The sequence below is a fragment of the Ciceribacter sp. T2.26MG-112.2 genome (assembly GCF_900492205.1).
Classification (GTDB): domain Bacteria; phylum Pseudomonadota; class Alphaproteobacteria; order Rhizobiales; family Rhizobiaceae; genus Allorhizobium; species Allorhizobium naphthalenivorans_A.
This window is the reverse complement of record NZ_UEYQ01000014.1, coordinates 36,901-58,120: the sequence shown is the minus strand read 5'-3', so window position 1 is coordinate 58,120 and position 21,220 is coordinate 36,901. Positions and strand designations below refer to the sequence as shown.

Below are 21,220 nucleotides of genomic sequence, written 5' to 3'. Positions count from 1 at the left end.
CTTCTCCCCGCCTGCGGGGAGAAGGTGGCGGCAGCCGGATGAGGGGAAAGGCCCAAGACTTACAGTCGGATGTGATTCCGATCCAAGGACAAGAGACAATGCATCATTCGGAATTCGATCCCCATTCCAAGGACCAGCCGGCCAAGCCGCCGCTCGATCCGCACCTGAAGGCGCTGGAGAACGAGGCGATCCACATCTTCCGCGAGGTGGCCGCCGAGTTCGAGAAGCCGGTCATGCTCTATTCGATCGGCAAGGATTCGTCCGTGCTGCTGCACCTGGCGCGCAAGGCGTTCTATCCCGGCCGGGTGCCCTTCCCGCTCCTGCACGTGAACACCGGCTGGAAGTTCGCCGAGATGATCGCCTTTCGCGACGAGATCGTCGAACGCTACGATCTCGACCTGATCGAGCACATCAACCCGCGCGGTGCTGCCGAAGGCGTCACCCCGTTCAGCCATGGCTCGGCGCTCTATACCGACATCATGAAAACGGAAGGCCTGCGCCAGGCGCTCGACGCCGGCCAGTTCGACGCCGCCTTCGGCGGTGCGCGCCGCGACGAGGAAGCGAGCCGCGCCAAGGAGCGCATCTACTCCTTCCGCACGCCCGACCATCGCTGGGACCCGCGCAACCAGCGGCCCGAGCTGTGGAACATCTATAACGGCCAGATCCGCCGCGGCGAGAGCGTGCGCGCCTTTCCGCTGTCCAACTGGACCGAGGTCGACATCTGGCGCTACATCCAGGCCGAGGACATTCCGCTCGTGCCGCTCTACTTCGCCAAGAAGCGGCCTTACGTGGAGCGCGACGGCATGATGATCCTCGCCGAGGATCCGCGCCTCGAACTGCTGCCCGGAGAGGTCAAGCAGGAAGGCATGATCCGCTTCCGCACGCTCGGCTGTTTCCCGCTTACCGGCGCCATCCGCAGCCACGCGACGACGCTGGAGGAGGTGATCGCCGAGCTGGAAATCGCCACCGTCTCCGAGCGCCAGGGCCGGGCCATCGACCGCGACCAGTCGGGATCGATGGAGAAGAAGAAACGCGAAGGATATTTCTGAGATGACCGCCGCCATTACCGCCCTCGCCGCCGAGCTTCCGGACGTCCTTCCGGCCTTCGTGACCCGCGATTCACGTCCGCTGCGGCTCATCACCTGCGGCTCGGTGGACGACGGCAAGTCGACGCTGATCGGACGCCTGCTGTGGGACACCAAAGCGGTCAAGGAAGACCAGGCCGCGACGCTGCACCGCGATTCGGGCAAGCAGAACGATCTCGGCCTGCCCGACTTCGCGCTGCTGCTCGACGGCCTTCAGGCCGAGCGCGAACAGGGCATCACCATCGACGTCGCCTATCGCTATTTCGCCTCGGACAAGCGCTCCTTCATCGTCGCAGACACGCCCGGCCACGAGCAGTATACCCGCAACATGGCGACCGGCGCCTCGACCGCCGATCTCGCCATCCTGCTGGTCGATGCGCGTACCGGCCTTTTGGAGCAGACCCGCCGTCACGCGACCATCGCCTCGCTGATGGGCATCAAGCAGTTCGTGCTGGCGGTCAACAAGTTCGACCTCGTCGGCTACGACCGCGCTGTCTTCGACCGGATTGCCCATGATTTCAAGGAACTGGCGTTGACGCTCGGCGTGCGCCAGGTCACCGCCATTCCGATGTCGGCGCTGAAGGGCGAGAACGTCGTCTATTCCGGCGCGGCCGTCATGCCGTGGTATGACGGCCAGACGCTGGTCGAGGCGCTGGAACTCGCCACGCTGCGGTCTGCCCAGACCACGGGCTTCCGCCTGCCGGTGCAGCGCGTCTGCCGCCCGGGCGAGAGCTTCCGCGGCTATCAGGGCACGGTCGCCGGCGGCGCGGTGAAGCCGGGCGACGGCGTGGTGATCCTGCCGTCCGGCCAGATCGCCAATGTCAAGCAGATCGTCACCTTCGACCTGGTGCGCAATGCCGCGGTCGCCGGCGACGCCATCACGCTGGTGCTCGACCGGCAGGTCGACGTGTCGCGCGGCGACATGATCGTCTCGCTCGACAGCCAGCCGCAGTCGGGCCTGTCCTTCGATGCGCATCTGGTCGCGCTGCAGCCGGACGGCATCCAGCCGGGCAAGCGCTACTGGCTGAAGTCCGGCTCGCGCCGCCAGCGCGTGCAGGTCAATCCGGTCTCCCAGCTCGACCTCAAGTCGGGCAAGTGGAACCCGGCCGAGGCGCTCGCCATGAACGCCATCGGCAAGGTGCACCTCGCCTTCGACGAAGCGGCGATCTTCGATCCTTACGAGCAGAACCGCTCGACCGGCGCCTTCATCCTGATCGATCCGGACACCAACAATACGGTGGCCGGCGGCATGATCACCGCCAAACGGGCCGATCTGGGCGGGCTCAACGCCAATGACGGCCGGGTGATCCTGTCGCTGCCGGCCGATCTCGCCGAACAGATCATGGCGACCGAACTGCTCGCCAGCCGTCGCGACGAGGTCGAAACCCGCCGCGTCACCAACGCCGCCGCCCGCGACCTCATCGACGGCATCGACGGCTGAAACGAGGTTCTCCCCGGACGCCAGGCGTCCCACATGCCCGCTCCCTCACCCGGAGCGGGCTTTTTTCGTCGTTGCGGGAGTGGAATCAGGCCTTGCCGTCGCGACGGACCGGAGCGCCGCGGGCGATGTTCAGTTCCTCGCGGATGACCCGGTCGTCGCCATCAAGAACGGCGCGCCAGATGCGATTACCGATGCGCAGGCTCAATCGGCTGGTGCCGGCATCCTCGCCCTCACCCTTCTCGACAGTGCTTTTCACCAGCCCCTGCTCCTGCTGGCGGCGAAAATCCTGGGGTGCCAGGCCGAAGCGCTGGGCAAGCTCGGCCGGATCGAGGATGAAGTCGCCATTGCCGTCGCGTTCGATCCGCATCCGCTTCTCCTTCGCGTTCATCCGTTTCAACCGACAGCGAGCATCGGCCTATTGAGCGCAGGTTTCAAGTCCTGCCCCTCCTCGAGGGCCAGGGCACGTGATACGGCGGAGAGCAGATCGGTTTGCGAGATCAGCCCTTCGATCCGTTCGTCCTCGTCGATGATGACCACGGCATGGGCCTTACCGTCGGTCAGAAGCGGCAGGAGCGCCAATGCCGGATCATGCGGCAAGGCGGTTGCAGCCCGCGAGATATTCGCTCCGATCGCACCGTCGGCGCCGATCAGCTCGCGAAGACCGACGGTACCAAGCAGCCGGCCTTCGGCATCGGTGACCGGCAGCGTGCGGATATTGTGCCGCAACAGAAGCGCCCGCACCGTCTCCGGCGTATCGTTCTCACTGACCCGGATGACGTCGCGCGACATGATGTCGGAGCAGGACAGAGGGCCATGCCGGCGGATGGTGGCCTGCAGTTCCACCTGCATCAGCAATTGCTTGAGATCGCCGCGGTCGATGTCGAAGGTTTCGTGCATGGCCGCAAGGGCGGCCTCGATATCGGCCTCGCTGAAGCCTGCGCGCAGTTGCGGGGGAAGGTCGCGCGTCTGATGGAGATTGGCGGCATCGGGCGGGGCAAGGTGCGGATAGGCGCGGCGCGACAGCTTGTGCGCGACGATGCCGAGCGTAACCAGGATGGCCGAGTTGAGGCCGACCGGGACGATGGGAAAGAGCAGCCCCCAGTCGGCGATCGCCTGCCCGCCGAGCACGGTCATCATGGCGACCGCCCCGCCCGGCGGATGAAGGCAGCGTGTGAGCGACATGGCGGCGATCGCCAGCGAGACGGCAAGGCCGATGGCAAGGGCCGGCTCATGGACGAAATGGGCGACGACCAGGCCGGAAAGCGCCGAAAGAGAATTGCCGCCGATGATCGACCAGGGCTGGGCGAGCGGGCTGGCGGGGACGACGAAAAGAAGGACGGCGGACGCGCCGATCGGTGCGACGATCAACGGCAGATGCGGATCGGGACCGAGCAGCAGGCCGCAGAGAAAGCCGGTCAGGGCCGTCGCGACCAGCGCGCCGAGGCAACCGATCAGCCGTTCGGTGAGCGTCGCGCCGGCAAGGATCGGGTTGAACAATTGCCTGAGGGCAGCCTTTGCCGAACGGCGGGCGGGATCGCTGGTGGTCATCGAAATGCTTTGTCCCGGAATTCTGGCAGCGTTGGCAGGAAACAGGTCTCCCCCTTATTGGCCAGATCGGCTTCTTGTTAAAGGTAGGAAGTTGCGCAATTGCGGCTTGCACCGGAATGTTTCTTCAGGCGCGTCCGCTCCTGCCGATCACCGTGCCGGGCGCGGAGCGCCCTCGCCGGCAGCCGCTCTCCATGGCCCTCTTCATTCCTGGGATATGAGCGATCCAGCCCTCAGAGGCGGTGCGAAGAGGACGACAATTTGCCAATCTGGAAAAGACACGGGCCTTGAAACGAAAAAAGCCCGCAATCGCGGGCTTTTCTAGCTGGTCGGAGTGGAGTGATTCGAACACTCGACCCCCACGTCCCGAACGTGGTGCGCTACCAGACTGCGCTACACTCCGTGCCAGCGGCGCCTCTATAGACCAGCGTTTTTTCTTGCACAAGCGGTGATTTGAAGATTTCCTGCGGAAGACGAAAATTTCGTGACGGATGCCGGCGCGTCCTCTCCGCCCAGGACGGCGGGAACACCTGAAAATGTGGCGGAACGTGGCCCCTTGGCATCATTGGCGAAAAATACGCGGTACAGCCAGAAGAGGCGATTTTCATCCACCCGGATTGCGGCTAAAGCCGGCATTGCGAAACGGCGCCGATGGGCGGAGAATCAGGGGCTCCGGGCGGCCGTCTTCGCCGACATGAGCTCAAGGGACAGAGAAATGAATTTCCGCGTGATCACCATGGCCGGCCTTGCGCTGGCGCTTGCCGCTTGCACCACTACGGGTGTCGCCACGAACCCGATCGAAGCGCGCTGGAACGGCCAGCAGGCCGGCGCCTTCTTCGCCAAGTTCGGCCCGCCGATTACCGATGTCGAGACCGGTGGCACGACGCTCTACACCTGGCGCGGCGGTTACAAGACCCGCGCCGTGCCGGCCGTCTACGAGGATCTCGGCAATGGCAAGAAGGGCAAGCTCCTGAAGCCGGCGCGCTCCGAATATCTGCGCTGCGAAGTGCAGCTGACGGTGTCGCCCGACTACGTGATCCGCGGTGTGCGCACCGTCGTCGACAAGCGCACGGACGGCAAGAGCTATTGCGAGGAATTCCTCGCCGGCGAATGATCGATCGCCGCCAGTCGTTCGTGACAGACAAAAGCGCCCGCGGATGATTCCCGGGCGCTTTTTTCGTCGTCGTCGCTGCCTGCGGGGTGACGTCAGAGCAGCAGGTCGAGGAAGCGCTCGGTGCCGGAATTGGCGATCTGCAGCGCCTGGATGCCGAGCTGTTCCTGGGTCTGCAGCGCCTTCAGCCGCGTCGCTTCGGCGTTGAGGTCGGCATCGACCATCTTGCCGACGCCGGTTTCGATCGAATCCTGCAGGTCCTTAGTGAATTCCGACTGCAGCTCGATGCGCGTGCTGATCGCGCCGAGCGATGTCGCCACCTCGATGGTGCGTTCCGCCATGGCATCGACGACGCTGATCATTTCCTCGATCTCGGCGTCGGTCGTCGCGTCCGAAAGGGCGATCTCGTCATAGGCGCCGCCGTTCTCGCCGTTGAACAGCACCCAGGTCTTGGAGGTGCCGAGTTCGGTGGCGAAACCCGAGCCGGTCAGGATGCCGCTGTCGCCCGACAGGTCGTCGACGAGGAAGTTGACGTCGGTCGTGCCGGCCGTCCCGGCAATCTCGTAAGTTATGCTCGTCACCGTCACACCGCCATCCGCATCACGCCGGAAGGAGCCGACGAGCTCGCGATCGACGTCGTCGGCGAGGTCGGTGCGCTTCAGCCAGTTCTGTTCGGAAAAGCTCGACGCACTGGCGATGGTCTTCAGCTGATCCTTCAGCTGGTCGAGATCGGTGTTGACCTTGTCCCGGTCCACCCCCGGCTCGCGCGCCAGAACCAGCAGTTTCTTGATTTCGACCAGCGTGTCGGTGGCGGCGGAAAAGCCGTTATTGGCGCTGTCGACAATGCCGCTCGCCAAACCGAGCGCATCCTCGACGGCTGACAGCATCTTGTTGTCGGAGCGCATGGTCGTGGCGATCGACCAGTAGGCGGCATTGTCTGCCGCCGTGGCAACCCGCTGACCGGAGGACATCCGGCCCATGGTGGCGTCGCGATCGCCCGTCGTCGACCGGAGAACGTCGAGCGCAAGAATAGCGCCGTTATTCGTGTTAAAACTCAGCATACAACACCTACGCAATACCGTTCGTCCGAAGAGGGCGTCGTGGATGACGCCCTCTCGAAAGAAACTCAGAACAAACACGCCTCACGAACGCACTACCGACTGGAAGCCATGTGTTTATACATGCGTTAGGGTTAACGCATGCCTTACGCGCTCCGGTATTTATGGTTAATATTCAGTGTATTACACGAGGTTAGCCAAAACCTCCAACAAAGGCGGGATGGTCGGTGGACGCGGCCGGGCAGGAATCAGGCGCGCCTATGCGCGCCCTCTTGACTTCGTTCCCTCTTTGTTCCATCCGATACCCATGGCCGTCAGCATCGACACCCTTGGAAAGGCAACCCGCCACAACATGCTCGTGGTGGCAACCTGCCGGCATTGCGAGCGCCAGGCGCGCTTCCTGGCGAGCGATCTCGCCGGCTTCTACGGCCATGGGCGCGACCCGCGCACCCTGCCCTTCCGCTGCAAGGCCTGCGACCGGCGCGACTGCCGGGTGACGCTGATGGACTGGCCGTTCGACCGCACACCGGAGACCATCGTCTGGCGGCCGGTGAAGGTGCGAGGATAAATGGCGGGACGGCCGGGCGGGTATCCTGGTTGCCACAGTGATGCGCAATTGTCTCTTCGTAATCCATAATAGAATTGCCCTATCATCAGATTCCGTCATCAGTCTTTCTATTTGATGAATATTCGAACTGTACTCCACTACCGATTGCGAAACACCGCCATGACGATATGATGACTTCGCAGTCATTCGTCATTCAAGAGGGGAAGCGCGATGGCGACCGTCAGTTATTTCTTTCCGGGTGGAATCTATCCGTTCGGCCTGGATTACAATCCTTCGTTTGACGATCTTCTGGGCGATGGAGGCAATGCGACGCAGGTCGGAAGCGTGACTGCGACCTCCGTCCGATACAGGCTCGATAACGGCCTCTATGTCAGGCTTGTCGGGACAGGCTTCACCGCCGTCGGCGGCGAGCTTGGCGAGACGGGCACCATTACCAGCCTGCAGATTCTCGACACCAACGGAACGACCGTCCTGCGGACGATGAGCCTGAGCCTGGCGACCGCACTGTTCCTCGATGGCTACGACGCTTTCGACGGATACAGGTTGGGCCAGTGGCTGCTGCGCGGGAACGACACCCTGAACGGGTCATCCGGCTCCGACGACATGTACGGCTACGGGGGCAATGACACCATCAACGGCGGCGGCGGCGACGACTATATCGACGGCGGGGCGGGGCGAGACGTATTGAACGGCGGCGCCGGTTTCGACCAGTTGAGCTTTTCGCGCGCTTATCAGGATCCCAACGCCGTGCGCGGCATCGTCCTCAACGCAGCGGCCGGGACTGTCACCGACGCCTATGGCAACGCCGAAACCTTCACCAGTTTCGAGTCCTTCCGCGGCACCCAGTTCGCCGACACGATGACCGGGTCCGCCGCCAACGAGCAATTCATGGGGCTGGGTGGCCGTGACCGGATCAACGGCGGCGGCGGGTTCGACGAGGTTCGCTTCCATCGTGACGTCAATCACGGCGGGCGGGCTGGCGTCACCGTCGATTTGACCGCCGGCACGGCGATCGACGGTTTCGGGCGGACCGACACGCTGATCAGCATCGAAGCGGTGCGCGGCACCCAATATGTCGACCGCCTGACGGGCAGCGCCGTGGCAAACCGACTTCGCGGCGAAGGCGGTAATGACATTCTCGACGGCCGGGCCGGCAACGACGAGTTGAACGGCGGGACGGGAAACGATCGGCTTCTGGGCGGGACCGGCAATGACACGCTGATCGGCGGCACCGGCCGAGATGTCTTCGTCTTCAATTCGGCGCCGAACGCCACGACCAATGTCGATACGATCATCGATTTCAACGTGGCCGACGACACGATCTGGCTGGAAAACGCGATCTTCACGGCACTCACCGCAACCGGAGCGCTTGCCTCGACAGCCTTCGTCGCCAATGCGAGCGGGCTGGCGGCGGATGCCAGCGACCGGCTGATCTACGAAACGGACACTGGCATGCTGTATTACGACAGCAATGGCAATGCCGCCGGCGGGCGCGTCCTGATCGCCGATCTCAACGCGGGGCTCGCGCTCACCTCCCTCGACTTCTCGGTGATTTGAGCGACACCCCTACCTGTACGCGAGACCACGGCCCGACAGGCCGTGGCCGGCCCATCGGTCCTGCGCGGTTCCGCCTGCGAGCGCCGGCGCGTCTTGCTTTGCCTGCGGGTGCGGGGCAGACCTTGGGATCGGCGCCCTACTCGCCCGAGATCGACTTCCTTCCGCGGATCCGCACGGCCAGACCAAAGCCGATCCTGCTGACGAACATCGTCAGGACGAAGGCAATCGGCCAGGCCATGGCAAACTGCCGAGGCCAGACATGGAGCCATTCGGCGGTAGGGCCCAAGGCGATCAACGACATGATCCCGGACATGGAGAAAGCCATCATGAAGGTCATAAAGATCTGGGCAAGCAGCAGGGTTTTCTTGTCGAGCATAAGGGTCTCACTGTCTAAGGGTCGAGCGTGACAGGAGCCAAAACCCGTCACGGCACCACCCTGGATTAGGATTGGTGCCGTGGGTTCGCGAGATGCGACTTTATCCCGCAAGGCGGGGACCGGAATAACCAAACCGGCCTCGAATTTTTTCGGCAAGCGCCTGAATAAAGCAGGTGGCCACGAAGTCAAGTTCGGCCTGCGGCACTCGCTTTCTGCACTTGTCCAATCGGCAAGCGCATGGAAAACTGAGCCGACCTCAAGGAAGGACAAGCATGAAGCACATCACCGGCGCCGGCCTCGTCTTCAGGGCTCTCTTCCTTGCCGCTCTCGCCTCGCCCGCCATGGCGGCGCTTTCCGGCTTTTACGACAGCGCGGAAAAGATCACGACGATCCTCTCCAGCAGCCTGGTGGCGGATGCCGTCGGCCAGGCGCCGGTCGGGTCGATTGCCAACACCGGCACGCGCGGGGACGGAGCCAGCGAATGGCAGGTCCGCACCCAGGAGTGCGATCTCACGGTCTATCTGATCCCGATCTTGCCCGAGGGACCGGGCAAGACGACCTATAGGCTGGATATTCCCGGCCGCTGTCAATAGTCAGGGGGCAGCCGATCACCCGTAACGCAGGTGGAACGGCCGTTCAGCGTCGCGACCTTTGCCTTCTCACTAAACCTATGCATCGAAGGCGACGCCCGCACGCAGCATCAACGGTCCGGTTTGCTCGGCACGTGCCCCGAAATTTGAGCATCCGCGAAAAACGAAAACAACGACAAGGAATTCCCATAATATGGTCACCCCTTTGTCTCTCGGTTCTTTGGCAACATGGCTTGAATGCCCATGTCCCCGGCAATATAAGGTGCGGAGTTGATTGCTGCGCCAAGGACACCCATGACGGGGAAGATCGTACTCCATCTGGGAGCCCACAAGACCGCCACCACGGCGATACAAGAGTATTGCACTTTGGAAGCGAACACGCTCCGAGCGGACGGAATAGTCTACGTTGGACATACGACTAAACCATTTTCCACCTACAGAACGCTGAGGGATTTGACGGCTGAGGCGCGAGGGGAAGGCCGATTTGATTCCCGCGAAGCCCGTTGTAAACTAGTCATTGAGAATACACGTAAGATATTCTCTCGAGGGGATATCCGGTCTCTTCTTATTCCCTGGGAGATATTTCTGGGTGAGCCATATGACGAGACCAAGGGAATTCTGTATCCAGGCGCGCGAGCATCATTAAGTGCGCTTGCAGAATTCCTCAACGACTTACCCACATTGATTGTTTTTACCATCCGGGACCAGTGGGACTTTCTGAACTCCTGGTATTTGCAACTCCACAAGCTCGGCCATGTTCCCGATCCAGATCATTTCCGAAATTGGGCTGCAACTGCCGATCTTTCCTGGCGTCCCATAGTGGACACCATGAGGCAGCACTTTGGCGCCGCCAATGTCATGGTTTTACAGTATGGATCAACCGCCGAAACACATAAGGAGTTTTTTCGAGCACTGTTCAGCGCGTATGGATACACGGGCAGAATTGATCCCCTATCGATACCACGGCGCAACGAATCCTGGCCAAAGGAAGCACTGGAGATAGCTCGTCATGTCATGCCTCTGCTCCCCAACGACAGAGAGCGCTATCTTCTGCGTCTCAAATTGGATGATGTGTTCTCCGGCCTCGCCGGGCGTCCGGTCAAGGTACTTGATGATGAGATGCGGCTCAAATTTTCAGAGAAATACGCGAATGAAAACGCTCTGCTGACAGCGCGCCCCTGATGGACGGCACTTGCGCCATTTGACAAGCAAGCATAGCGAACCGTATATATTTGCTGCACGGCACAATCCTGTGACCGCGTCATGACAGACGGCTTTGACAGCGCGATGCAACTGACACGGTTTTCCGACTATGGCCTGCGGCTGATGATGATGGCAGCCGCCAATGGCGAGCGGCGCATCACGATCGAAGAAACGGCCCGAGCCTTCGACATTTCACGCGCCCATCTGATGAAGGTGGCACAGCTGCTGGTGCGCGAGGGCTTTCTCAAGGCGGCGCGCGGGCGCGGCGGCGGTCTCACCCTGGCGCGGCCCGCCGAAAGCATCACCATCGGCGCCGTCGTGCGGGCCACGGAAAGCGATTTCGCCATCGTCGAATGCATGGGATCCGGCAACCAGTGCCGCATCACGCCGGCTTGCCGGCTGCGCGGCGTGCTGGGCGAGGCCCTCGGCGCCTTCCTCAAGGTCCTCGATCGCCATACGCTTGCCGAACTGGTCCTCAGGCCCGAGGATTTCGGCTTCGCCAGGGCGGCATAAGATCTTCAACCTGCCGGCACTGCCTTTGCCGGGACCGGTCGGCGTCGCAGATGGCTGGCGCCGATCCAGATAGAGCCGTATCCCGGCCTATTGCCTGACGGCCTGCAGGCAGGCGATCATCTCGCCGGCGCAAGCCTGGGCCCTTAACCGCCCGTCCTCTTCCTTTTCCCGCTCGGCGAGATCGAGATAACAGTCGAGCAACAGCTCGCACAGCGGCACCAGCTTTGCGTCCGCCCCTTCCGGTACGGCATCCAGCACTGCCGACCTGCCGAAGGGTCTCGCCACGGCCGCCGCACTTCGAGCCTGCGCCGCCTCGGCCAGGGCGCGAAACCGCTCGGCCTCCTTGCCCGCAGCCCGGAGCGCCCGCGCCTCGAGATGATCCGACAGGCGAAGCTCGAGGGCGGCGATTTCGCCGCGTACCGGGCTTGCGCCGGAACGGCGCAGATCGTGGAAAGCTCGCCGCCGCTCACGCCGCAAGGTGGCGACATGGCCGAGCTCCTCGCGGGCCATGCGGTCGGCCGCCTGGCGGATCTCCTCGGACGGCGCATGGGCCGAGACATAGCTCCAGAAGACGAAGGCGCGTTCCTCGTTGCGCACCGCCATGGAAAAGGCGCGGTAGGAATTGAGGAGTTCAGGGGCGACGAAGGCTGCGCCCTCATCGTCGAACATCGGCTCCTGCAGGGCGACCGGCGGCGGGACGGCGACGGTCGATTGCTCGATCCAGCGGTCGACAGCCCCGAGATGGCCCTCCTCCTCCGCCACCAGCCTCTCGAAGACGGCAGCCAGATCGGGGCGGTTCTCGTGTCGCATGCGCTCGGCAAGCGCCACATAGCCGGCGATTGCCTCCTGCTCCATCGCTCTTGCGAGCGCCAGGAGCTCGTCCATCGTCTCGACTGCCCAAGGCTCGTCTCTGCTGTCCCTCATGGCACTCCCCCGGATCGGTCTCAAGGCCTCACTCGGCCTCTGTCATTATGCCGAAAAGATACCTTTTGTATATTTGATTTGAATCAACGAGTTTTTGCATTAGGCTGAATAAACACAGCGTTACCGCACGGGCACCCCGAAGAAAAAGACGAGGCCGATGACAAAGAGCGCGACACTTCAGCACCGTATTCCTTCGCTCCCGGCCTGGCTCGCAATCCTCGTGATCGCCTTCATTGCCGCCCTTTCCTACGCCTCTTCCGGCCATGCCGCCGGCCAGCTCGCCACCTATCTGGAGAAGGTCGAGCCCTCTGAACTGTTCGACGGCGCCGACCGATTCGGCGAGTTGAGCGGCGACCCGCCGATCGCGCCGGTCATGCGCGGCGACGAACTGCTCGGCTATGCCTATCTCAATTCCGACTTCTCCAGTTCGATCGGCTATTCCGGCAAGCCGATCCATATCGTCGTCGGCATCGATCCCAAGGGCGTGATTCGCGGCTTCAAGCTGGTCGACCACAAGGAGCCGATCGTGCTGATCGGCATTCCGGAGGAAAAGGTCGTCGCCTCGATGAACGCGCTCATCGACAAGGACATGGGCCGCGTCGCCTCGGGCGCCGAGCGCCCGCCGCAGGTCGACATCGTCAGCGGCGCAACCGTCACCGTGCTGGTCATGGGCGACAGCGTGTCGCGCGCCGCCGTCCAGCTGATCCGCAGCAATCGCCTGGGCGTGGACCTGGCGACGGGCGTTGCCGCCGCGACCGAGACCCGCAAGCTCGACCTGTCGAAGACCGAAACCAGCGACTGGCAGACGCTTCTGGGCGACGGCTCGGTGCGCAGCCTGCGCATGACGGTCGGCGAAGTGTCCGAGGCCTTCCGGCAGGCCGGCCAGACGATTGCCGCCGACAAGCCGGAGACCAAGACGCCGGGCGACCGCTTCATCGATCTCTACCTCGCCCCGGTCAGCGTGCCGACCATCGGCCGGACCCTGCTCGGCGACGCCGCCTATGACCGGCTGGCATCGCGGCTGAAGCCGGGACAGACGGCCCTTCTGGTTGCCGGCGACGGCGCCTATTCGTTCAAGGGCTCGGGCTATGTGCGCGGCGGGATCTTCGACCGCATCGAACTCTTGCAGAACGGCCAGGGCGTGCGTTTCCGCGACCGGGACCATACCCGCCTGCCGGCGCTCGCCGCCGACGGCGCGCCGCGCCTGCGCGAGATCGCGCTCTTTGTCGTGCCCGCCGAATTCGCCTTCGACGTCACCCAGCCGTTCGAATTGCAGATGCTGGTGCAGCGCAATGCCCAGGGACGCGACAAGTCCATTCTGCCCTATAACCTGTCCTACATCCTGCCCGACAAATATGTGACGATCGAGCAGATCCCTGCCGCGGCGCAATCGCCGACCCCTGCGGTACCGGCTGCTCCGGCAACAGGCACCGGCAGCGACCAGTTGACCGACCAGCAGATCGCCGACGGCCAGCCGCTGTGGATGCGCATGTGGGACATGAACCGCATCAATATCGGCATCACCATCGCCGCGCTGCTGGTGCTGACCGCCATCTTCTTCTTCCAGGACTGGCTGGTGAAGCGTCCGGTGCTGTTTGCCTGGGTGCGCCGCGGCTATCTGCTGTTCACGCTCGTCTGGCTCGGCTGGTATGCCAATGCGCAGTTGTCGGTGGTCAATGTGCTGACCTTCGTCAACTCGCTGATCACCGGCTTCAACTGGGAATTCTTCCTGTCGGCGCCGCTGATCTTCATTCTCTGGGCCGCGGTCGCCGCCGGCCTCCTGTTCTGGGGGCGCGGGCCGTTCTGCGGCTGGCTCTGCCCATTCGGCGCGCTTCAGGAACTGACGAACAATCTGGCGCAATGGCTGAAGGTGCCGCAGGTTCGCCTGCCCTGGGGCCTTCACGAACGCCTCTGGCCGATCAAATACATGATCTTCCTCGGCCTGTTCGGACTGTCCCTCTATTCGCTGGCGCTCGCCGAAATGTTCTCCGAGGTCGAGCCGTTCAAGACCGCGATCGTTCTGAAGTTCGCCCGCGAATGGCCCTTCGTCATCTTCGCGCTGACCATGCTGTCGGCCGGCCTGTTCATCGAGCGCTTCTATTGCCGCTATCTGTGCCCGCTCGGTGCGGCGCTCGCCATCCCCGGTCGCATCCGCATGTTCGAATGGCTGAAGCGCTATCCGGAATGCGGCTCGCCGTGCCAGCGCTGCGCCAAGGAATGTCCCGTCCAGTCGATCCATCCGGAGGGGCAGATCAATGTCAACGAGTGCATCTACTGCATGCACTGCCAGGAACTCTATCATGACGACCACCGCTGTCCGCACATGATCCAGGTGCGGCTGAAGCGGGAAAAATTCATGGCCCTTTCGACGCCGGCCACGCGGGGAGACATCCCGCCGAAGGTCGCCGTCACCCACAATGGCGCACCGATCGGCAAAGCCGACGGCGCGTCCGAACAGCCTGCGTGATCAACCAGCCAAGGAGAGGCAATCATGTCAAACGAAGAAAACCAGATGCGCTTGAACCGGCGCCAGATGCTGGGATCCACGGCTTTCGTGGCCGCAGCCGGCGCGGCGACCGTCGGTGGCGCCATCAGCCTCACCGGTGGTTCGGCAACGCCGGCCCTGGCCCAAGGGGCCGATGGCCACAGCTATGAGGTCAAGCCGGGCGAACTCGACGAATACTACACCTTCTTCTCGAGCGGCCAGAGCGGCGAGGTCCGTGTCGTCGGCCTGCCGTCGATGCGCGAACTCATGCGCATTCCGGTCTTCAACCGCTGCAGCGCCACCGGTTGGGGCCTGACCAATGAAAGCCGCAAGGTCCTGATGGAGGGCATGCTGCCGGAAGACCGCGAATTCATGGCGGACCAAGGCGGTATCTTCCTGAACGGCGACCTGCACCATCCGCATCCGTCCCAGACGGACGGGACCTATGACGGCCGCTATCTCTATGCCAACGACAAGGCCAATACGCGTGTTTGCCGTATCCGCCTCGACGTCATGAAGTGCGACAAGATTGTCCAGCTGCCGAACCAGCACACGGTCCATGGCCTGCGCGTGCAGAAGTACCCGAAGACCGGTTATGTCTTCTGCAACGGCGAAGACCGCGTGCCGATCCCGAACGACGGAAAGATCCTCGACGATCACAAGCAGTATCACGCCATCTTCACCGCGGTGGACGGCGAAACGATGAAGGTCGCCTGGCAGGTCATGGTCGACGGCAACCTCGACAACGTCGACGCCGACTACCAGGGCAAATATTGCTTCGCCACCTGCTACAACTCCGAAGAGGGCGTCAATCTCGCCGAGATGATGGGTAATGAGCAGGACTGGATCGTCGTCTTCAATCTCAAGCGGATCGAAGAAGGCGTTGCCAAGGGCGACTTCAAGGAAATGAACGGCGTTCCCGTCATCGACGGTCGCAAGGGCTCGCCCTACACCCGCTACATCCCCGTGGCCAACAGCCCGCACGGCATCAACACCGCGCCGGACGGCATCCACGTCGTGGCCAATGGCAAGCTGTCGCCGACCGTCACCGTCTTCGACGTGCGCAAGTTCGACGACCTGTTCGAAGACAAGATCCAGCCGCGCGACTGCGTCGTCGCCGAGCCGGAACTGGGCCTTGGTCCGCTCCACACCGCCTATGACGGCAAGGGCAATGCCTATACCACGCTGTTCATCGACAGCCAGGTGTGCAAGTGGAACATCGAGGACGCCAAGAAGGCCTATGCCGGCGAGAAGGTCGATCCGATCCGCCAGAAGCTCGACGTCCATTACCAGCCGGGCCACAACCACACCTCCATGGGCCAGACCAAGGAAGCCGATGGCAAATGGCTGATCTCGCTCAACAAGTTCTCCAAGGACCGCTACCTGAACGTCGGCCCGCTGAAGCCGGAGAACGACCAGTTGATCGACATTTCCGGCGATGAGATGGTCATCGTTCATGACGGCCCGTCGTTTGCCGAGCCGCATGACGCGACCATCGTCCATGCCTCGAAGATCAACCCGGTCAACGTGTGGAACCGTGAGGACCCCTTCTTCGCCGATGCGGTGGCACAGGCCAAGGCCGACGGCGTCGACCTGATGGCCGACAGCACCGTCATCCGCGACGGCAACAAGGTGCGCGTCTACATGACTTCGGTCGCTCCGGCCTTCGGCCTCGAAAGCTTCCAGGTCAAGCAGGGCGACGAGGTCACGGTCTATGTCACCAACATCGACGAAGTCGAAGACCTGACCCATGGCTTCGCCATCATCAACTACGGCATCAACATGGAAGTACCCCCGCAGGCCACGGCCTCGGTGACCTTCAAGGCGAACAAGCCGGGCGTCTGGTGGTACTACTGCTCGTGGTTCTGCCATGCCATGCACATGGAAATGAAGGGCCGCATGTTCGTCGAACCGAAGGCGGCATGATGATCCTTCGTCCCATGACGAAAAGACTTGGAATGGCGGCCATCCTGGCCGCCATCCCAGCCATGGCAGCGGCGGCGGAACGCATCGTTTCGCCGGCCGGCCCGGCATTGCAGGAAGTTGTCGCCCAGGCGGCGCCAGGCGATGTGCTGACCCTCGAGCCGGGCGAATATGCCGGGCCGATCACGATCGACAAGCCGCTGGTGCTTGCGGGCAAGCCCGGCGCCACCGTCATCGGCAACGGCAAGGGCAGCGTCGTGACGATCGCCTCGCCCGGCGTCACCGTGCGCGGCCTTTCCGTTACCGGGTCCGGACGAGACCTGACTTTCCGCGATTCCGGCATCTATGCCGCGAAGGAAGCGACCGGCGCGATCATCGAGGACAACACCGTCACCGACAACATGTTCGGCATCTATCTCTACGGCGCGGTCGATTCCATCGCTCGCAACAACCGGGTCGTCGGGCTGAAGTCCGGCCGCATGAGCGAAGCCGGCAGCGGCGTCACCATCTGGAACGCCCCCGGCGCCAAGGTGATCGGCAACGACATCCGCTTCGGCCGTGACGGGATCGCCACCACGGCCAGCAAGAACAATGTCTTCAGCGGCAACCGTTTCACCGACCTGCGCTTCGCCATCCATTACATGTACACGAATGACAGCGAGATCAGCGACAATGTCTCGATCGGCAATTCGGTCGGCTATGCCATCATGTTTTCCAACCGGCTGAAGATCACCGGCAACATTTCCGACGGCGACCGCGACCATGGGCTCCTGGTCAATTCGGCCAACGGCTCGGAGATCCGCGACAATGTGGTGATCGGCCGGCTGCAGCCGATCGATCGTTGGCTGTCGGCCGGGCAACAGACCGGCGAGCACGGCGTTCCCACCTCCGATGGCACAGACACGGCCGTCGTCGGCGATCAGCGTCTCGGGCCGGAAAAATGCGTCTTCCTCTACAATGCCAACCGCAACCGGTTCATGGATAACAGCTTCCAGAACTGCTCGATCGGCATCCATTTCACCGCGGGTTCCGAGGGCAACCGCATGAGCGGCAACGCCTTCGTCAACAACCGCAACCAGGTCAAATATGTCGGAACGCGCTATCTCGACTGGTCGGATGAGGGCCGTGGCAATTACTGGAGCGACAATCCCGCCTTCGATCTCGACGGCGACGGCATTGCCGACAATCCCTATCGACCGAACGATCTGATCGACCAGGTGCTGTGGACCTCGCCGCAGGCAAAGATCCTGATGTCGAGCCCGGCCGTGCAGGTCATTCGCTGGGCGCAGGCCCAGTTCCCCGCTCTCCTGCCCGGCGGCGTGGTCGACAACCATCCATTGATGGCGCCTATCGCGCCGAAGAAAGCACTTCAATGACGGCGACTGTGAGTACCGCCGGCGTTTCCAAACGCTATGGCGCAGTTCAGGCGGTGAAGGACGTGAGCTTCACGCTCAATGCCGGAGAGACCATTGCGCTCGTCGGCCATAACGGCGCGGGAAAGACGACGCTGATCAAGCTGATGCTCGGCCTGATCCGTCCGACCACCGGGACCATCAGCGTGCTCGGCGAAGACCCGGCGCGCGGCGATTTCCATGTTCGCCAGCGGCTGGGCTACCTGCCGGAAAGCGTGTCCTTCCATATGGCGCTGACCGGGCGCGAGACGCTTTCCTTCTATGCCCGCCTCAAGCGCGTGACGCTTTCTTCCGCCGACGCCCTGTTCGAGCGCGTCGGCCTGGCGCAGGAAGCGGCCGACCGCCCGGTGCGCACCTATTCCAAGGGCATGCGCCAGCGCCTCGGGCTGGCGCAGGCGCTGCTCGGCGAGCCGCGCGTCCTTCTGCTCGACGAGCCGACCAGCGGTCTCGACCCGGCGCTGCGCCGCAATTTCTACGATCTGATCACCGATCTGCGCGCCGCCGGCGCAACCGTGCTGTTGTCATCGCATGCCCTGACCGAACTCGAGGACCGGGCCGATCGTGTCATCATCGTCGATCGCGGCATCAAGATCGCCGACGGCACGCTCGACGAATTGCGCGGCATTGCCCGCCTGCCGACCCGCATCGGCGTTCGCTTGGCGGACACGGGGGCCACCCCCGGATGGACCCGCGGCGGCACCGAGTGGAAAGGCAGCGCAAGCGGCCTGTTCGAGGCCAATGTGGCGCCCGAGGACAAGATCGCCCTGCTGCATGAGATGACGGCCGACCCTTCCCGGCTCGCGGCGCTTTCGGTTGCCGAACCGACGCTCGACGAGCTCTATGCGCATTTCCTCAAAGGGCAGTCGCCGACATGACGAATATCCTCATCATCGCCCGCAAGGAGATCCAGGAAGGCCTGCGCAATCGCTGGGTGCTCGCGACCACTCTGCTGCTTGCGGCGCTGGCGCTGACCTTGTCCTTCCTCGGCAGCGCGCCGACCGGCAATGTCGGCGTCAATCGCCTCGACGTGGTGATCGTCAGCCTGTCAAGCCTGACCATCTTCCTCGTGCCGCTGATTGCGCTGCTTCTGTCGCACGACGCGATCGTCGGCGAGACCGAGCGCGGCACCATGCTGCTGCTCTTGAGCTATCCGATCGGCCGCAGCGAGGTGATCTTCGGCAAGTTCCTCGGTCATCTGGCCATTCTCGCCTTTGCGACAGCAATCGGCTACGGCGCGGCCGCCGGCGCCCTGACCGTCACAGGAAGCGAGATCGCGGCCGACAGCTGGCGTGCCTTCCTTTCCATGGTCGCCTCCTCCGTCCTGCTCGGCGCGGTCTTCCTGGCCATCGGCTATCTGACGAGCACGCTGGTCGGAGAGCGCAGCACGGCAGGCGGCATTGCCATCGGCATCTGGCTGTTCTTTGTGCTAATATACGACATGGCGCTGCTCGGCGGGCTGGTCGCGGCCAAGGGCCAGGCCGTGCCGGCTTTGGCGCTCGACCTTCTGCTGCTCGCCAATCCGACGGATGTCTACCGCCTGCTCAATCTCGGCTCGGGCAATGCCGGCGCACTGTCGGGCATGGGGGGGATCGCCGCCCATAGCGGTCTCACCGCCCCGGTTCTGGTCGCAGCGCTGACGCTGTGGACGATCGTTCCTCTCGGCTGGGCCACCGTCATTTTCTCAAGGAGGGAAGTATGAGACTTTCCATCGCCATCGGCGCACTCGCCGCCTCGCTCCTGCTTTCCGCCTGCAACGGCAAGGAGGAAGCCGCCATGCCGCCCCCGTTTGCCCTCACCGAAGAGGCCATGGGGCGTTACTGCGGCATGAACGTGCTCGAACATGCAGGCCCCAAGGGGCAGATCATCCTTGAGCAGATCCCCGAGGCCATCTGGTTTTCCTCGGCCCGCGACACGATCGCCTTCACCATGCTGCCGGAGGAGCCGCGCGACATTGCCGCGATCTACGTCTCCGACATGAGCAAGGCCACGAGCTGGGACGAGCCCGGCGCGGAGAACTGGATCGACGCCAGGAAGGCCTTTTTCGTCATCGAAAGCGCGCAGCGCGGCGGCATGGGCACCGAGGAGGCCGTTCCCTTTTCCAGCGAGGCCGACGCCAAGGCCTTTGCCGAAAAGCACGGCGGCCGCCTGGTCTCGTTCGACGCCATGCCCAAGGACTACATCCTCGGCTCGGGCAGCGAAGCTCCGACCGACGGCTCCGCCTTCGACCCCGAGGCCACCAGCGAAAACGCGGAAGGACACGATCATGGCTGAACCGATTACGCGCCGCCGGGCGATGACCATCATGGCCGCCGCCGCCGGCCTGCCGCTCATTCCCTTTGCCGGGGCGGCATTGGCCGCAGTCGAACCCGTCGTCTGGAGGGGCCAGGCGCTCGGCGCGCCGGCCACCTTGATCCTCAATCATCCCGACCGGGCCCAAGCCGAAAGGCTGGTCGCCCGGGTCGTCTCCGAGGTCGACAGGCTTGAATCGGTGTTCAGCCTCTATCGGAAGAACTCCGCTCTGACCGAGCTCAACCTCAAGGGCGCGCTCGCCGCACCTCCGGGCGAACTCGTCGCCCTGCTCGCGACCTGTCACGAGGCTTGGAAGACCAGCGGAGGCGCCTTCGATCCGAGCGTGCAGCCGCTCTGGTCGCTCTATGCCCGCCACTTCTCTACGCCCGGATCGGATCCGGCCGGACCATCGCGGCAGCAGTTGGACGAGACGCTGCCGCTGGTTGATTTTGCCGGCGTACGCTTCAACAGCGACCGTATCGCCCTTCCCCGCCCCGGAATGGCGTTGACGCTGAACGGGATCGCCCAGGGCTATATCACCGACCGGGTGGTCGCTCTTCTGCGGGGCGAAGGCATTACCAGCAGCCTGGTCAGCATGGGCGAAAGCCGGGCGATCGGGGCGAAGGCCGACGGCAGTCCCTGGCGCATCGGCCTTGGCGAAACCGAGGACGAAGCGACACCCGACACCGTCGCGGCAATCATCGACCGCGCGGTTGCAACCTCGAGCGCCTCGGGCTTTCATTTCGACACGGCGGCCCGCTTCGGCCATATCCTCGACCCGCGGCTCGGGAGCACCGCGCCGAAATACCGGCGCATGACGGTGATCGCCCCGGATGCGACCACGGCGGACGCCTATTCCACCGCCTTCAGCCTTCTCGAGCCGGACGCCATCCGCGCCATCCTCGACGTCGAGCGGGAAATCTCGGTCGAACTCGCCATGGTGTCCGGAGACCGCCTGCGCCTCGGCCGCCCGGTCGATATTCGCTGACCGCACCGCGCGGCAGGGTGCGAAGCGCGTTCTGCCGGGCCGTCGGTTCCAACCGTCGGCAAGCCGTTCGGAATGCGTGGGAGAGAACCGCTGCCGGCGACAACGGTTACCGTGCGGATACCCGATACTGAAGGGAACCATAAGTTCTGAGA

20 protein-coding genes and 1 tRNA gene are annotated in these 21,220 nt (G+C 63.5%); 15 read left to right on the top strand and 6 right to left on the bottom strand.

Annotated elements, in window-relative coordinates; genetic code table 11:
• The first annotated feature begins 98 nt into the window (after positions 1-98).
• Together cysD and cysN are read left to right on the top strand one after the other, a co-directional pair.
• Positions 99-1,049, top strand: a complete 951-nt coding sequence (gene cysD, locus DYZ14_RS17385; protein WP_154721858.1) for a sulfate adenylyltransferase subunit CysD — start codon at positions 99-101, stop codon at positions 1,047-1,049.
• A 1-nt stretch (position 1,050) separates the two neighbouring features.
• Entirely contained in the window at positions 1,051-2,526 is a 1,476-nt protein-coding gene (gene cysN, locus DYZ14_RS17380) for a sulfate adenylyltransferase subunit CysN (RefSeq protein ID WP_154721857.1), read from the top strand.
• An 85-nt stretch (positions 2,527-2,611) separates the two neighbouring features.
• On the opposite strand, the gene DYZ14_RS17375 is transcribed toward cysN, so the two are convergent.
• The 3 genes from DYZ14_RS17375 to DYZ14_RS17365 all read right to left on the bottom strand — a co-directional run bounded on the left by DYZ14_RS17375 (position 2,612) and on the right by DYZ14_RS17365 (position 4,474).
• Complete coding sequence (locus DYZ14_RS17375) at positions 2,612-2,893, bottom strand: DUF6522 family protein (RefSeq protein WP_154721856.1); 282 nt, start codon at positions 2,891-2,893, stop codon at positions 2,612-2,614.
• 26 nt (positions 2,894-2,919) lie between these two features.
• Positions 2,920-4,074, bottom strand: a complete 1,155-nt coding sequence (locus tag DYZ14_RS17370) for an HPP family protein (protein ID WP_154721855.1) — start codon at positions 4,072-4,074, stop codon at positions 2,920-2,922.
• A gap of 323 nt (positions 4,075-4,397) precedes the next feature.
• A tRNA-Pro gene (locus DYZ14_RS17365) sits at positions 4,398-4,474 on the bottom strand.
• A gap of 312 nt (positions 4,475-4,786) precedes the next feature.
• On the opposite strand from DYZ14_RS17365, the gene DYZ14_RS17360 reads away from it, so the two are divergent.
• Positions 4,787-5,185: a hypothetical protein gene (locus DYZ14_RS17360; RefSeq protein WP_154721854.1), complete on the top strand. Its 399-nt coding sequence runs from the start codon at positions 4,787-4,789 to the stop codon at positions 5,183-5,185.
• 92 nt (positions 5,186-5,277) lie between these two features.
• Here the strand turns inward: DYZ14_RS17360 and DYZ14_RS17355 are convergent, their stop codons facing one another.
• Complete coding sequence (locus DYZ14_RS17355; RefSeq protein WP_154721853.1) at positions 5,278-6,243, bottom strand: flagellin N-terminal helical domain-containing protein; 966 nt, start codon at positions 6,241-6,243, stop codon at positions 5,278-5,280.
• A 304-nt stretch (positions 6,244-6,547) separates the two neighbouring features.
• Between DYZ14_RS17355 and DYZ14_RS17350 the strand changes: the two genes are divergently transcribed.
• Both DYZ14_RS17350 and DYZ14_RS17345 read left to right on the top strand, forming a co-directional pair.
• Entirely contained in the window at positions 6,548-6,808 is a 261-nt protein-coding gene (locus DYZ14_RS17350) for a hypothetical protein (protein ID WP_154721852.1), read from the top strand.
• Between the two features lie 210 nt (positions 6,809-7,018).
• Positions 7,019-8,365, top strand: coding sequence for a calcium-binding protein (locus tag DYZ14_RS17345; protein ID WP_154721851.1), 1,347 nt, complete (start codon positions 7,019-7,021; stop codon positions 8,363-8,365).
• A gap of 136 nt (positions 8,366-8,501) precedes the next feature.
• Here the strand turns inward: DYZ14_RS17345 and DYZ14_RS17340 are convergent, their stop codons facing one another.
• Complete coding sequence (locus DYZ14_RS17340) at positions 8,502-8,741, bottom strand: DUF2798 domain-containing protein (RefSeq protein ID WP_154721850.1); 240 nt, start codon at positions 8,739-8,741, stop codon at positions 8,502-8,504.
• Positions 8,742-9,013: 272 nt separating this feature from the next.
• On the opposite strand from DYZ14_RS17340, the gene DYZ14_RS17335 reads away from it, so the two are divergent.
• From DYZ14_RS17335 to DYZ14_RS17325, 3 genes are all read left to right on the top strand, one after another.
• Positions 9,014-9,334: a hypothetical protein gene (locus DYZ14_RS17335; RefSeq protein ID WP_154721849.1), complete on the top strand. Its 321-nt coding sequence runs from the start codon at positions 9,014-9,016 to the stop codon at positions 9,332-9,334.
• Between the two features lie 291 nt (positions 9,335-9,625).
• Positions 9,626-10,513, top strand: coding sequence for a hypothetical protein (locus DYZ14_RS17330; protein ID WP_154721848.1), 888 nt, complete (start codon positions 9,626-9,628; stop codon positions 10,511-10,513).
• An 81-nt stretch (positions 10,514-10,594) separates the two neighbouring features.
• Positions 10,595-11,047 carry an RrF2 family transcriptional regulator gene (locus DYZ14_RS17325; RefSeq protein ID WP_445292546.1) on the top strand — a complete coding sequence of 151 codons (453 nt, stop codon included), beginning with the start codon at positions 10,595-10,597 and terminating at the stop codon, positions 11,045-11,047.
• Positions 11,048-11,134: 87 nt separating this feature from the next.
• Here DYZ14_RS17325 and DYZ14_RS17320 read toward each other — a convergent pair whose 3' ends face one another.
• A complete protein-coding gene (locus DYZ14_RS17320; protein ID WP_154721847.1) occupies positions 11,135-11,971 on the bottom strand; it encodes a ferritin-like domain-containing protein in 837 nt (278 codons plus the stop codon).
• 157 nt (positions 11,972-12,128) lie between these two features.
• Between DYZ14_RS17320 and DYZ14_RS17315 the strand changes: the two genes are divergently transcribed.
• Genes DYZ14_RS17315 through DYZ14_RS17285 form a run of 7 tightly spaced genes read left to right on the top strand, consistent with a single transcriptional unit; the run spans position 12,129 to position 21,068 of the window.
• Positions 12,129-14,438: a regulatory protein NosR gene (locus DYZ14_RS17315; protein WP_154721846.1), complete on the top strand. Its 2,310-nt coding sequence runs from the start codon at positions 12,129-12,131 to the stop codon at positions 14,436-14,438.
• Positions 14,439-14,462: 24 nt separating this feature from the next.
• Positions 14,463-16,382 carry a TAT-dependent nitrous-oxide reductase gene (gene nosZ / locus DYZ14_RS17310; protein WP_154721845.1) on the top strand — a complete coding sequence of 640 codons (1,920 nt, stop codon included), beginning with the start codon at positions 14,463-14,465 and terminating at the stop codon, positions 16,380-16,382.
• Positions 16,383-16,396: 14 nt separating this feature from the next.
• Positions 16,397-17,755, top strand: a complete 1,359-nt coding sequence (locus DYZ14_RS17305; protein WP_445292545.1) for a nitrous oxide reductase family maturation protein NosD — start codon at positions 16,397-16,399, stop codon at positions 17,753-17,755.
• On the top strand, positions 17,752-18,666 hold the full coding sequence (locus DYZ14_RS17300) for an ABC transporter ATP-binding protein (RefSeq protein ID WP_154721844.1): 915 nt from the start codon (positions 17,752-17,754) through the stop codon (positions 18,664-18,666). Before DYZ14_RS17305 ends, DYZ14_RS17300 begins: the two co-directional genes overlap by 4 nt.
• Complete coding sequence (locus DYZ14_RS17295; RefSeq protein WP_154721843.1) at positions 18,663-19,490, top strand: ABC transporter permease; 828 nt, start codon at positions 18,663-18,665, stop codon at positions 19,488-19,490. Before DYZ14_RS17300 ends, DYZ14_RS17295 begins: the two co-directional genes overlap by 4 nt.
• Positions 19,487-20,062 (top strand): nitrous oxide reductase accessory protein NosL, encoded by a 576-nt coding sequence (locus DYZ14_RS17290; protein ID WP_154721842.1) that lies wholly within the window; start codon positions 19,487-19,489, stop codon positions 20,060-20,062. Before DYZ14_RS17295 ends, DYZ14_RS17290 begins: the two co-directional genes overlap by 4 nt.
• A complete protein-coding gene (locus DYZ14_RS17285) occupies positions 20,055-21,068 on the top strand; it encodes an FAD:protein FMN transferase (RefSeq protein WP_154721841.1) in 1,014 nt (337 codons plus the stop codon). Before DYZ14_RS17290 ends, DYZ14_RS17285 begins: the two co-directional genes overlap by 8 nt.
• Positions 21,069-21,220 lie beyond the last annotated feature (152 nt).

Bases quoted from the DNA above. Each gene is read 5' to 3' on its own strand.
- nosZ (WP_154721845.1), top strand. From the start codon at position 14,463: ATGTCAAACGAAGAAAACCAGATGCGCTTGAACCGGCGCCAGATGCTG.
- DYZ14_RS17330 (WP_154721848.1), top strand. From the start codon at position 9,626: ATGACGGGGAAGATCGTACTCCATCTGGGAGCCCACAAGACCGCCACC.
- DYZ14_RS17355 (WP_154721853.1), bottom strand. From the start codon at position 6,243: ATGCTGAGTTTTAACACGAATAACGGCGCTATTCTTGCGCTCGACGTT.
- DYZ14_RS17370 (WP_154721855.1), bottom strand. From the start codon at position 4,074: ATGACCACCAGCGATCCCGCCCGCCGTTCGGCAAAGGCTGCCCTCAGG.
- DYZ14_RS17295 (WP_154721843.1), top strand. From the start codon at position 18,663: ATGACGAATATCCTCATCATCGCCCGCAAGGAGATCCAGGAAGGCCTG.
- DYZ14_RS17290 (WP_154721842.1), top strand. From the start codon at position 19,487: ATGAGACTTTCCATCGCCATCGGCGCACTCGCCGCCTCGCTCCTGCTT.
- cysD (WP_154721858.1), top strand. From the start codon at position 99: ATGCATCATTCGGAATTCGATCCCCATTCCAAGGACCAGCCGGCCAAG.
- DYZ14_RS17325 (WP_445292546.1), top strand. From the start codon at position 10,595: ATGACAGACGGCTTTGACAGCGCGATGCAACTGACACGGTTTTCCGAC.
- DYZ14_RS17350 (WP_154721852.1), top strand. From the start codon at position 6,548: ATGGCCGTCAGCATCGACACCCTTGGAAAGGCAACCCGCCACAACATG.
- DYZ14_RS17340 (WP_154721850.1), bottom strand. From the start codon at position 8,741: ATGCTCGACAAGAAAACCCTGCTGCTTGCCCAGATCTTTATGACCTTC.
- DYZ14_RS17320 (WP_154721847.1), bottom strand. From the start codon at position 11,971: ATGAGGGACAGCAGAGACGAGCCTTGGGCAGTCGAGACGATGGACGAG.
- DYZ14_RS17300 (WP_154721844.1), top strand. From the start codon at position 17,752: ATGACGGCGACTGTGAGTACCGCCGGCGTTTCCAAACGCTATGGCGCA.
- DYZ14_RS17305 (WP_445292545.1), top strand. From the start codon at position 16,397: ATGACGAAAAGACTTGGAATGGCGGCCATCCTGGCCGCCATCCCAGCC.
- DYZ14_RS17375 (WP_154721856.1), bottom strand. From the start codon at position 2,893: ATGCGGATCGAACGCGACGGCAATGGCGACTTCATCCTCGATCCGGCC.
- DYZ14_RS17335 (WP_154721849.1), top strand. From the start codon at position 9,014: ATGAAGCACATCACCGGCGCCGGCCTCGTCTTCAGGGCTCTCTTCCTT.
- DYZ14_RS17315 (WP_154721846.1), top strand. From the start codon at position 12,129: ATGACAAAGAGCGCGACACTTCAGCACCGTATTCCTTCGCTCCCGGCC.
- cysN (WP_154721857.1), top strand. From the start codon at position 1,051: ATGACCGCCGCCATTACCGCCCTCGCCGCCGAGCTTCCGGACGTCCTT.
- DYZ14_RS17345 (WP_154721851.1), top strand. From the start codon at position 7,019: ATGGCGACCGTCAGTTATTTCTTTCCGGGTGGAATCTATCCGTTCGGC.
- DYZ14_RS17360 (WP_154721854.1), top strand. From the start codon at position 4,787: ATGAATTTCCGCGTGATCACCATGGCCGGCCTTGCGCTGGCGCTTGCC.
- DYZ14_RS17285 (WP_154721841.1), top strand. From the start codon at position 20,055: ATGGCTGAACCGATTACGCGCCGCCGGGCGATGACCATCATGGCCGCC.